This window comes from Streptomyces sp. ISL-43 (assembly GCF_018614195.1).
Lineage (GTDB): Bacteria > Actinomycetota > Actinomycetes > Streptomycetales > Streptomycetaceae > Streptomyces.
In genome coordinates, this window is the sequence record NZ_JAGGOT010000021.1 from 19,922 (window position 1) to 31,336 (window position 11,415).

At 71.8% G+C, this 11,415-nt stretch carries 11 protein-coding genes and 1 pseudogene; 7 read left to right on the forward strand and 5 right to left on the reverse strand.

The window, feature by feature from the left end; all coding sequences use genetic code 11:
* The first annotated feature begins 84 nt into the window (after positions 1-84).
* Positions 85-1,422, forward strand: a complete 1,338-nt coding sequence (locus J7F03_RS12105; RefSeq protein ID WP_214948730.1) for a M14 family metallopeptidase — start codon at positions 85-87, stop codon at positions 1,420-1,422.
* 60 nt (positions 1,423-1,482) lie between these two features.
* On the opposite strand, the gene J7F03_RS12110 is transcribed toward J7F03_RS12105, so the two are convergent.
* From J7F03_RS12110 to J7F03_RS12120, 3 genes are all read right to left on the reverse strand, one after another.
* A complete protein-coding gene (locus tag J7F03_RS12110) occupies positions 1,483-3,363 on the reverse strand; it encodes a serine/threonine-protein kinase (RefSeq protein WP_214948731.1) in 1,881 nt (626 codons plus the stop codon).
* A gap of 139 nt (positions 3,364-3,502) precedes the next feature.
* A complete protein-coding gene (locus tag J7F03_RS12115; protein WP_214948732.1) occupies positions 3,503-3,913 on the reverse strand; it encodes a RidA family protein in 411 nt (136 codons plus the stop codon).
* Positions 3,910-4,674 (reverse strand): IclR family transcriptional regulator, encoded by a 765-nt coding sequence (locus J7F03_RS12120; RefSeq protein ID WP_214948733.1) that lies wholly within the window; start codon positions 4,672-4,674, stop codon positions 3,910-3,912. Before J7F03_RS12120 ends, J7F03_RS12115 begins: the two co-directional genes overlap by 4 nt.
* A 142-nt stretch (positions 4,675-4,816) precedes the next feature.
* On the opposite strand from J7F03_RS12120, the gene J7F03_RS12125 reads away from it, so the two are divergent.
* The 5 genes from J7F03_RS12125 to J7F03_RS12145 all read left to right on the forward strand — a co-directional run bounded on the left by J7F03_RS12125 (position 4,817) and on the right by J7F03_RS12145 (position 9,689).
* Positions 4,817-6,103, forward strand: a complete 1,287-nt coding sequence (locus J7F03_RS12125) for an amino acid deaminase (RefSeq protein WP_214948734.1) — start codon at positions 4,817-4,819, stop codon at positions 6,101-6,103.
* A gap of 17 nt (positions 6,104-6,120) precedes the next feature.
* Positions 6,121-7,689 carry an amidohydrolase family protein gene (locus tag J7F03_RS12130; RefSeq protein ID WP_214948735.1) on the forward strand — a complete coding sequence of 523 codons (1,569 nt, stop codon included), beginning with the start codon at positions 6,121-6,123 and terminating at the stop codon, positions 7,687-7,689.
* Between the two features lie 98 nt (positions 7,690-7,787).
* Positions 7,788-8,795 carry a YdcF family protein gene (locus tag J7F03_RS12135; protein ID WP_214948736.1) on the forward strand — a complete coding sequence of 336 codons (1,008 nt, stop codon included), beginning with the start codon at positions 7,788-7,790 and terminating at the stop codon, positions 8,793-8,795.
* Between the two features lie 43 nt (positions 8,796-8,838).
* On the forward strand, positions 8,839-9,033 hold the full coding sequence (locus J7F03_RS12140; protein ID WP_214948737.1) for a hypothetical protein: 195 nt from the start codon (positions 8,839-8,841) through the stop codon (positions 9,031-9,033).
* Between the two features lie 194 nt (positions 9,034-9,227).
* Positions 9,228-9,689, forward strand: coding sequence for a nitroreductase/quinone reductase family protein (locus J7F03_RS12145; protein ID WP_251071795.1), 462 nt, complete (start codon positions 9,228-9,230; stop codon positions 9,687-9,689).
* Between the two features lie 9 nt (positions 9,690-9,698).
* Here J7F03_RS12145 and J7F03_RS12150 read toward each other — a convergent pair whose 3' ends face one another.
* A complete protein-coding gene (locus J7F03_RS12150; RefSeq protein ID WP_214948739.1) occupies positions 9,699-10,175 on the reverse strand; it encodes a macro domain-containing protein in 477 nt (158 codons plus the stop codon).
* A gap of 237 nt (positions 10,176-10,412) precedes the next feature.
* Here J7F03_RS12150 and J7F03_RS40975 point away from each other — a divergent pair.
* Positions 10,413-10,610: pseudogene (locus tag J7F03_RS40975) on the forward strand (PTS sugar transporter subunit IIA); the annotation flags it as partial.
* 32 nt (positions 10,611-10,642) lie between these two features.
* Here the strand turns inward: J7F03_RS40975 and J7F03_RS12160 are convergent.
* The coding region (locus tag J7F03_RS12160; protein ID WP_251071796.1) for a transposase at positions 10,643-11,415 on the reverse strand (773 nt) is incomplete at its 5' end.

Consider the following 11,415-nt stretch of genomic DNA (forward strand, 5'->3'; position numbering starts at 1 on the left):
ATTCGGATTCTTGACCCGGACATGCCACGAGAGCACGCTGTGCGCGTCCGCACGGCTACCCCACACTCCCACCCAGGAGAACGCATGCGGCTCCACCACCGCCGAAGGGCCGCCATCACGGCGGCCCTTCTCGCGCTCGCGCTCGGCGCACCCGCCTACGGCTTGAGCGCGACGGCAGCCCCGCCACCCACCCCGTCCACCGCCACCCAGGACGAGGCGATCGTCCAGTACGAGATCCAGGGCCCGGCCTCGGCGGCCGAACGCACCGCCCTGCTCCGTACCGGCGTCTCCATCGACGAGGTGGACGCCCGCTCGGTCGTCGTCAGCGCCGACACCATGCAGGCCAAGAAGCTGCGCGCCCTCGGCTACGAGCTGACCGCGCTGCCCGGACCGCCGGACCGCTCCGACGGGCGCGGCGTCGCCGCCGGAGTCAACGACTTCCCGTCGAAGGACGCGCTTTACCACAACTACGCCGAGGCGAACGCGGAGATCAACCAGCGCATCGCCCAGTACCCCTCGATCATGAGCAAGCAGGTGATCGGGAAGTCGTACCAGGGCCGGGACCTCGTCGCCATCAAGATCAGTGACAACGTTGCGAACGACGAGGCCGAGCCCGAGGTCCTCTTCACCGCCCACCAGCACGCCCGTGAGCACCTGACGGTCGAGATGGCCCTCTACCTGCTCAAGGAGTTCGGTTCGAAGTACGGGACGGACTCGCGCGTCACCGACATGGTCAACGGCCGCGAGATCTGGATCATCCCCGACCTCAACCCGGACGGCGGCGAGTACGACATCGCCTCCGGCTCCTACCGTTCCTGGCGCAAGAACCGGCAGCCGAACGCCGGCTCCTCGTACGTCGGCACGGACGAGAACCGCAACTGGAACTACAAGTGGGGCTGCTGCGGCGGCTCCAGCGGCAGCAAGAGCTCCGAGACCTACCGGGGCGCGGCCGCGGAGTCGGCGCCCGAAGTCAAGGTGGTCTCGGACTTCGTACGAAGCCGCGTGGTCGGCGGCAAGCAGCAGATCACGGCCGCCATCGACTTCCACACCTACAGCGAGCTCGTGCTGTGGCCGTACGGATGGACGTACAACGACACGGCACCCGGTCTGACCGCCGACGACCTGGCCGTGTACAAGAAGATCGGCACCAGCATGGCGGCCAGCAACGGCTACACGCCGGAGCAGTCGAGCGACCTGTACATCACGGACGGGACGATCGACGACTGGCTGTGGGGCAACCAGAAGATCTTCGCCTACACCTTCGAGATGTACCCGACCGGTTCGGGTGGCGGCGGCTTCTACCCGCCGGACGAGGTCATCGAGCGTGAGACGGCGCGGAACAAGGACGCGGTGCTCCAGCTGCTGGAGAACGCGGACTGCATGTACCGCTCGATCGGCAAGCAGGCGCAGTACTGCCCGTAGTCGTAGTGGTCCGTGAGTGAGCCGGGGCGCCCCACCGCCAGGGGGGCGCCCCTTCGCCTCCTAGTCCTTCTGCACGTCCTCGGCATTGCGCCAGATCGTGAGGTCGAGCTTGATGTACATGCTCGGCTCGTTCGCGCCCGACTTGCCGCGGTAGGTCGCCACCGCGACGTGTCCGGCCTTGCTCAGCACGCAGATCTGCGATCCGTCCGTGAGCTGGTCGAGCCCGACCTTCTCGGTGAAGCGGGTCACGGCGCGGCAGGTCTCCAGCGAGCCCTTCTCCGAGTTGTTCAGCAGGACCAGCTTCCCGTTCGCGGTGCCGAACCTCTCTTCCCCGAACAGGGTGTCCCGGTAGTAGTAGAGGTCTCCGTGTCCGTACGTCACGCCTGCGCCGCTCGGCTCCTCGGCGGGGCGCGGCGGGTTGTCGGCGAACAACAGCTGGTGGTTCTGCGGCACGTCGATGCCCTGGTACGAGACCGGCTGCGGGTCGGCCCGCTTCTGGGCGCCCGAGGAAGCACTGCTGCCGGTCGGGCCGCCGCCGGACGCCTTGGAGTCGCCGGCCTTGCCCTTGCCGTCCGGCAACAGGGACCCGATGACCGCGAGCCCGATGACCGCGGCCACGACGGCTCCGGCGACGATCAGCCCCGTCCGCTTGGGGCGGGGCGGCGCGGGCGGCGCGAATCCCTGGGTGTGGAAGGGCGGCGGCGTGCTGTAGCCGGGCGTGTACTGGGGCTGCGGGTACTGCGGCTGCGGCTGCGGCTGCGGCTGCGGGTACGAGGGCTGCGGGTACTGCGGCTGCGGGTACGGGGACTGCGCATGCGGGGACTGCACGTGCGGGGGCGGCGTCCGGTACCCGGGCGGCACCGTCCCCGGCGCGGGCTGGGCCGGAGCGGCCTGGGTCGGCGCGGCGGCCACGCCGGTCGGTGTGTACGCGGGCGCGGCGGCGGCTGCCGGAGGCGCACTCGGAGCCGGAGGCTGCGGGGAGCGTTCGGTCGGCGCCGCGGTCGGCGGCTGCGGCGGCGGGGTGGGCGCCGGGGCGGGCAGTCGGAGCCGCTCGGTGATGGAGCCGGCCACCTCCCGCGGCAGCCAGTCCTCGCCCTGGCGCAGCGGGACGGCCGAGGCTTCGTTGCACAGCTCGATGATCTCGCTCAGGGTCGGGCGGTCGGCCGGGTCGCGGCTGAGGCAGCGGGTCACCACGGGCCGCAGCTGCGGGCTCAGGCCGCTGAGGTCGGGGGCCTCGTGCACGATCCGGTAGAGCACCGCGTGCGAGGGCCCGTCGCCGTAGACGGACGCCCCGGTCGCGGCGAAGGCCGCGATCAGGCCGAGGGCGAAGACGTCGGTGGCCGGGGTGACCGTACCCGCCGACGCCTGTTCGGGCGCCATGAACGCCGGGGTGCCGACGCTGACGCCGGTGCTGGTCAGGGCGGTGCTGTCGGCCGCCCGGGCGATGCCGAAGTCGATGACGCGCGGGCCGTCGGAGGCGAGCAGGACGTTGGCGGGCTTCAGGTCGCGGTGGACGATGCCCGCGCCATGGATGACGTGGAGGGCCTCGGCGACCCCGACGGTCAGCAACAGCACGCTGCTCGACGGCAGTCCACCGTGCCGGGCCACGGCGTGCGCGAGCGAGGGGCCCGGCACGTAGGCGGTGGCCAGCCAGGGCTGGGAGCCCTCGGTGTCCGAGTCGATGACCGGCGCCGTGTAGAGGCCCTGGACCCGCTGCGCGGACCGTACCTCCTGCTGGAAGCGCCGCCGGAACTCGGGGTCCTCGCCGAACTCGGCCCGGATCACCTTGATGGCGATGGGCCGGCCGCCCGGCGTGTAGGAGAGGTACACCTTGCCCATGCCGCCCGCGCCCAGCACCGCCGCCAGCCGGTAGCCGCCCACGACGGCCGGGTCGTCCGCCTTGAGCGGTTGGAAGAAGTCGGCCGAAGGTGCACTGCCCATAAGGAACCATCCCCCTGCTAGCGGCGATCCAGCTCCCGCCGACGCCCCGAAGTCAACCGCGAGGGTACCCAATGTCCGGCTCGCCCGACGCGCCGGAACCCCGTGGCGGCGCCCGGAGTCGGGCGCCGCCGTTGCGCTGCTATCCGAGCACCGCGAGGGCGTCGATCTCGATCAGCAGCCCGCCCGGGAGGCCGACGTACACGGTGGTACGGGCCGCCGGGGCCTCTTTGAGGCCCTGCTCCTCGAAGTAGGCGTTGTAGATGTCGTTCATCTCGTCGAAGTGGCCGGTGTCGGTGAGGTAGACGCGGATCATCATCGCGTCGTCCCAGCTCGCGCCGCCGGCCTCCAGGACGGAGCGGACGTTCTCCAGGGTCTGGAGCGTCTGCTCGCGCAGCGTCGGCCCGGCGGGGGTGGGCGGCTGCCCGTCCACGTGCGGCAGGAAGCCGACCTGGCCGGCGACCTGGAGGATGTTGCCCTTGCGCACGCCGTGCGAGAACTTCGCGGGCGGCGCGGTGTGGGTGTCGGGGGTGATGGCGGTCCTGTCGGTCATGGCCGGTCTTCCTGTTCGGGGCCCGAGCCTGAGTACTCGCGGCCGATGGCGTCGGCGGTCTGCCGGACGAGCGGGAGCAGTTCGAGCAGCCCTTCGGCGGAGAGGACCACCCCGGGGGCGGAGACGGACATCGCGGCGACCACGCGTCCTCCGGGGCCGCGGATGGGGGCGGCGAGGCAGTTCAGCGCCTCCTCGTGCCCGCCGAGGTCGGTGGCCCACCCCTGCGCGCGTACGAGGTCCAGCTCGCGGAGGTACGCGGCCGCGTCAGGGGTGGAGCGGGGGGTGTACGCCGGGTAGTCGATGCGCAGCGCGAGGGCTCGGCGCTCCTCCTGCGGCAGGTCGGCGATCAGCAGCTTGGCCACCGCGGCGACGGTCAGGGGCACGGGCCGGCCGATGCGCGAGTACATCCGCACCGGATAGCGGCTGTCGACCTTGTCGATGTAGACGACCTCGTCGTCCTGGTGGAGCGCGAGGTGGACGGTGTGCCCGGTGATCCGGTTGAGTTCGACGAGGTGCGGATGCGCGATGTCCCGCACGTCGAGGTTCTCGATGGACTCGGCGGCCAGCGCGAAGAGGGCGGCTCCGAGCCGGTAGCGCCCGTCGCCCTGCCGGTAGACGAAGCCGTGCTCGTGCAGGGTCCGCAGCAGCCGCAGCGCGGTGCTCTTGTGCACGCCGAGCACCTCGGCGACATCACCGAGCCCGGCCGGGCCCTTGGCCAGGGCAGGCAGGATCCGGAGCGCCCGCTCCACCGACTGGCTCACGCCGCGTACCTCCGTGTGCCGTCCTGCGGGTGCCGTGGGCCCCGTTGACCCGCCGTCATGCGGGATGTTAGACAGCATGCAGCGGCACATGCAACGACCATTGCGCTCCCCGCAACAACCGCGACGCCCCGGAGGCACGTACATGCCCAGCGACCCCGTCCAGGCCCTCGCCCAGGAACCGGTCGACCACCGGTTCAAGGGACTCCCCCCGGACGCCGAGCACGCGGGCCTCACCGTCGGTCAGCTCGCCGCCCAGCAGCGGAACCTGTACACCGGCGGGTTCACCACGCCCGTGCTCACCCTCGACGCCGACGCGCTGAACCACAACCTCGCCGCACTCGGCACGTACGCCGAGCGCCACGGGCTCGCCTTCGCCCCGCACGGCAAGACCTGCATGGCACCCCAGCTGTTCCACCGTCAGCTCGCCCACGGCGCGTGGGGCATCACCGCCGCCGTACCCCACCAGGCGCGCGTCTACCGCGCCTTCGGCATCCAGCGCATCTTCCTCGCCAACGAGCTGGTCGACGCCGCCGCCCTGCGCTGGGTCGCCGCGGAGCTCGCCGCCGACCCCGGCTTCCGGTTCGTCTGCTACGTGGACTCCGTGCGCGGGGTCGAACTCATGGACCGGGCCCTCCAGGGCCGGCCCCAGCGCGTCGAGGTGGTCGTCGAGCTCGGCGCCGGCGAGGGCGCCCGCACGGGGGCCCGCAGTGACGACGACTGCCGGGCCGTCGCCGACGCCGTGGCGCGGGTCGACACGCTGCGCCTCGTCGGCGTCGCCGGCTACGAGGCCGAAGTGCCCGGCGCCGAACCGGAGTCCGTGCACGCGTACCTGCGGCGGCTCACCTCGCTGGCCGTCGAGTTCGACAAGGCGGGGCGGTTCGCCGATGCGGGGGAGATCGTCGTCAGTGCCGGCGGCTCCGCCTGGTTCGACGCGGTCGCCGACGTGTTCGCCGAGCTCCCGGAGCTGTCCCGGCCCACGCTCAAGCTGTTGCGCTCGGGCGCGTACGTCTCCCACGACCACGGCTGGTACACCCGCCTGACCCCCTTCAACCGGATCCCCGAGGAGGGCGGCCTGCGCCCCGCCTTCCGGCTCTGGGCGCAGGTGGTCTCCCGGCCCTCCCCCACCCAGGCGTTCGTCAACGCCGGCAAGCGCGACATCGCCTACGACCTCGGGCTCCCCGAGGTCGAGCTCGTGCGCAACCCCCTCGACGGCGCCGGCGGGGCCGAGCGCCCGGCCCCGGGCGTCCGCGTCGTCAAGCTCTCCGACCAGCACACCTGGCTGGAGACGGACTCCGCCGACGACCTGAACGTCGGCGACTGGGTGGCGCTCGGCATGTCCCACCCCTGCACGATCTTCGAGAAGTGGCCGCTCATCCCGGTCGTGGAGGCCGACGGCACGGTCGGCGACTACGTCCGGACGTTCTTCTAAGGCATCGATCCGAAAACATGGACCTGGTCATCCGCGGGGCCCGCGTCGTCGACGGCACGGGCGGGCCCTCCTACACTGCCGACGTCGGGATCCACGAGGGCCGCATCGCCGAGATCGGCAGGCTCGGCGGCGGGCGGCAGACCCTCGACGCCGACGGCCTGGTCCTCGCGCCCGGCTTCGTCGACATGCACGCCCACAGCGACCTCGCCCTGCTCCGCGACCCGGACCACAGCGCGAAGGCCGCCCAGGGCGTGACCCTCGAAGTCCTCGGCCAGGACGGCTTGTCCTACGCGCCCGCCGACGACCGGACCCTGACCGAGGTGCGGGCCGCCATCGCCGGCTGGAACGGCACGGGCGATGACATCGACTTCACCTGGCGGGACGTGGGCGGCTACCTCGACCGCCTCGACGCGCAGGGCATCGCCGTCAACGCCGCCTACCTCGTCCCCCAGGGCACCGTCCGCGCCTGCGCGGTCGGCTGGGGCGACCGTCCCGCGACCCCCGCCGAGCTGGAACGGATGCGCGCCCTGGTCGCCGAGGGCCTCGCGCAGGGCGCCGTAGGCATGTCCTCCGGCCTCACCTACACCCCGGGCATGTACGCGTCGGGCGCCGAGCTGACCGAGCTGTGCCGCGTGGTGGCGGCGTACGGCGGCTACTACTGCCCGCACCACCGCTCCTACGGCCGCGGCGCGCTCGCCGCCTACGCCGAGATGGTCGAGCTGACCCGCGAGGCCGGCTGCGCCCTGCACCTGGCGCACGCCACGATGAACTTCGGCGAGAACCGGGGCCGCGCCCCCGAGCTGCTCGCCCTCCTCGACCGGGCCCTGGCCGACGGCGCCGACATCAGCCTCGACAGCTACCCGTACACCCCCGGCTGCACCACCCTGGTCGCCCTGCTGCCCAGCTGGGCCAACGAGGGCGGTCCCGAGGCGGTCCTCGCGCGTCTGCGCGACGACGCCGCGGCCGAGCGGATCCGGTACGCGCTGGAGGTGGAGGGCGCCGACGGCTGCCACGGCGTGCCCGTCGACTGGTCCACGATCGAGATCGCCGGGACCACCGATCCGGCCTACGGGTCGCACGTCGGCACGCGCGTCCGCGACTGGGACACCGCCCGGCGGCTGCTGCTGGGCGACCGGCTCGGCCCGAGCATCCTGCAGCACGTCGGGCACGAGGAGAACGTACGGGCGATCATGCGCCACCCGGTCCACACGGGCGGCTCGGACGGCATCCTGCAGGGCGCGAAACCGCACCCCCGGGCCTACGGCACCTTCCCGCACTACCTCGGGCACTACGTGCGCGAGCTGGGCGTCCTGTCCCTGGAGGAGTGCGTCGCCCACCTGTCGGGCCGCCCGGCGGCCCGGCTGCGCCTGCCCGACCGGGGGACCGTCACGGTGGGCCACCGCGCGGACCTCGTCCTCTTCGATCCGCGGACGGTCGCGGCCGGGTCGACGTACGAGCGTCCGCGCGCGCTGCCGACCGGGATCCCGCACGTCCTGATCGACGGGCGGTTCGTGATGCGGGACGGGCGCAGGACCGACGTCCTGGCCGGGCGGTCCGTGCGCCGCACGCCGCACCGGGGCCGCTGAGTCCTGTCGTCGACGCATCGCCGGCCCCGCTCGCGGATCGTGCCGGACCCGGCGGAAAACCGACCAGCCGTTCGAGGCGTGCCGCCTACGATGGCGACATGGTCGCCTTTGTCCCTGCCGCCTTCTTTCTCGTCCTCTTCGGCGTGAGCGTCCGGGAGGACCGCCGGCGCTTCCGCAACGCGGTCTACCTGGGCCTCACCGTCATGTTCCTGTCGCTCGGCCTGCTCACCCTGGTCCCGGACCTGCCCCACGGCCTCGGCGCGGCCATCGTCGCGACGGTCCTCCTCGTCCCCGCCCTCGGCACGCTCGCGCTCGGCGTCTTCCTGATCGGCAACGGCCTGACGATGGTCCGCAAGGAGGGGCGCCGGCCGGCCAACCTGCTCTCCTTCATGGCGGGGGTGGGGATCTTCGCCCTGATCGCCTTCGTCCTGACCCTGGGCAGCCAGGGCTCCGGCCTGCTCGACGCCGTGGTCGCGGGCGTGGTCCTCCTCGCCGGGTACGTCTCCTTCCTCTTCCTCTGCTTCCTCGCCTACGCCTTCCTCTACGGCCGGATCAAGGTGCGCGGGGACGTCGACTACGTGGTGATGCTCGGCTCCGGCCTCATCGGCGGCGAGCGGGTCCCGCCGCTGCTGGCCTCGCGGCTGCGCAAGGGGCAGGAGATCCACGACGCCCAGATCGCGCGGGGCGGCCGGGCGCCGCTGCTGCTCACCTCGGGCGGCAAGGGGACGGACGAGAAGCTCGCGGAAGCGCGGGCGATGGCCGACTGGCTGATCGCGCAGGGCGTGCCCCGGGAGCACCTGCGGGTGGAGGACCGCTCCCGCACGACCGAGCAGAACCTCGAATTCAGCCGCGAGATCATGCTGGCCGGGGACCCCTCGTACCGCTGCGTGGTGGTCACCAACAACTTCCACGCCTTCCGCGCCGCGATGACGGCCCGCAAGGCCGGGGTGAACGGGCAGGTCCTGGGCTCGCCGACGGCGAAGTACTTCTGGCCGAGCGCGACCATCCGCGAGTTCGTGGCGGTGTTCTGGGAGCACAAGATCGTCAACCTCGGCATCTGCGGCGGGATCGTCGCGCTGACCGCACTGCTGGCGATCAACCCCTGAGGCGCGGAGTATGGGGCCAGGGGGAACCCACAGGAGGTACGCGATGGCCAGTGAATCGGACCAGCAGCCCCAGCAGCCCCAGCGTCCGGCCCATCTCTACACCGGTTCGGAACGCCCGTACGACCCTGAGGACCTCGTGATGGCGCGCGGCCAGGAGCCGACTCCGGAGCGGCTCGAAAGGGCGCGCAAGCTGATCGAGAAGGAAGGCGCGAAGGCCCTCGAACGCTACCTTCCGTAGCCGGAACGCAGTGCGGGGCCGGGACCCCGGCCGGGGTCCCCCGGACGGAGGTCCGGGGATGGTGGAAGGGCGGGACGGGGAGCGGCGGCCGAGCGGCCCCCCGTCCCGACCGGCGTGCGGCGCGGACCGGCCGCATCCAGAATCGGTGGATGCTCGTTAGCCGCACAGGGGGCCGATCCGAAGGACGACGCACGATGCAGACGACCGACACCCCCGCCGCCGTCGACTGGGACCACCCGGCCGACCCACCGCCCGGCCTGCCCCTGGCGCACGTACGCGCCTACGTCGACACCTCCGGCGCCGACGGCCACCTCTGGCGCGGTGTCCCGACGCTGCTGCTGACCACGGTCGACCGGATCTCCGGCCGGGCCGTGCGCACCCCGCTGATCTACGGGAGGGACGGCGCCCGCCACATCGTCCTGGCGACCGCCGCGGACGGCCCCGGGGGCATCCCCTCCTGGTACCGGAACCTCACCGTGCGCCCCGAGGTCCGCGTCCAGGTCGGCGCCCTGACCGCGCAGGCCCGCGCGCGGACGGCGACCGCGGAGGAGCGGGAGATGTACTGGGAGGTCATGACGGCCCTGTGGCCCGCCTACGAGGACCACCAGGCGGCGGCCGCGCCCCGGGAGATCCCGCTGGTCATCATCGAGCGCTGACAGCCCGCTTCAGTCGAAGTCGTACACCGTGACGGGCACGCCCTTCGCGCACAGCTGCTCCAGGACCAGCGGCTCGACGCGTGACCACTTGCCGCCGGCGAGGCCGCAGCCGATGCGGGGCATGTGGACGGAGGCCCCCAGTTCGGCGGCGTGGCCTGCCAGCGTGGCGAGGCAGCGCTCGATCGCCTCGTAGCGGACGGGCGGGCCGCCGCTTCCGGTGCGCATGCCGCGCTGACCCACCATGTTCGCGACCCAGGTGTCCGGGCCGACCCGGACGAGCTGCACTGCCCCGAGGCCGAAGCCGTTCCCGCTGCGGCCCCGGTGCCAGGCCCGGTACTCGGCCTCCGGCTCGGTCCAGCGCTTCGAGAGCGCGAGGACGAACCCCTTTCCCCAGCCTCCGAGGTCGTTGCAGACATGCGCGATGATCTTCGGCCCCTTGGCCTGCGGACTCGTCGCATCCCCACCGATGATCTTCAGTTCCGTCACGCCGGAAAGGTACCCGGCCCCTGTGACAACGCCGGAAGACACCCGTTCCAAGGGGCCTTCGCCCCCACCCTCCAGGCCATAGGTCCACAGTCCGTCAGACTGTGGGTTTATGCGGTTTTAACCGTGTTACAACTGGAACATCGCGCTGCAAATAGCGCATTTTCCAACGCTGTTGCCCAGCCCACACAAGCGCTGCCCGCCTTGGCAACACACCCCGTTTCCTCTGGAGGAAGCAACGTGAGTACAGCCGAGCAGACGGCCACGTCTGCCAAGAAGAGCTCGACCGTGATGGCGGTCATGCAGCGCCTCGGCCGCAGCCTGATGCTGCCGATCGCCGTGCTGCCCGCCGCCGCGCTGCTGATGCGCTTCGGCAACGACGACATGCTGGGCAGCGCGTCGCTGCCGGGCTGGTGCAACGAGATCGCCAAGTACGTGACTCCTCCCCCTCCTAAAGAAGGGGCTTCTCGCTATGCCGGTTGAGGCTCGCGACGGACCAGCCCGGCCCGTAGAACGTTGACAGCGCCCACCGTGTCCGCGTGCGCCAGGTGGCCGCAGGCAACGCAGTGGAACTTGTCCTGTGTGGGCCGGTTCTCCTTGGCGGTGTGCCCGCATTCGGGGCACCGCCGGGAGGTGTTGCGGGGGTCCACGGCGATCACTTCCCGCCCGGCACTCTCAGCCTTTGCGTTCAGGATCGCGAGGAACACCCCCCATCCGGCATCAGAGATCGAGCGGTTCAGGCCGGTCTTGGCGGTGGCCCCGTTGGGCAGGAAACTGCCCGGCTGCTCGGGGTCGGGCTTCGGCGCGACGGTCTTGACCATGTTGCGGATCTTGAGGTCTTCATGCGCGATGAAGTCGTGTTCGCGGACCAGGTCGAGCGCGGTCTTGTGCGCGTGGTCGAGACGCTGACGCCGGACCTTGCCGTGCAGCTTGGCGACCTTCTCGACGGCCCGGCGGTGGTTCGCGGTGCGCTTGTCGCGGCGGACGCGGGGGAACTTGCTCAGGGCCTGCTGTGCGGCAGCGAGCCGGTTCGCGTTGGCGGGGCCGTGGCGCGGGTTGGGGACGAAAGTCCCGTTCGAGTCGGCGAGGAAGTTCGCGATTCCCAGGTCGATGCCGACCACGGACCCGGTCGCGGGCAGGGGCTCGGGCTGCTCCTGCTCGGCGGTCAGCACGACGAACCACTTACGGCCCTCGCGCTTGACGCTGACCGTCTTGACCTTGCCGACCACGGCACGGTGCTGGT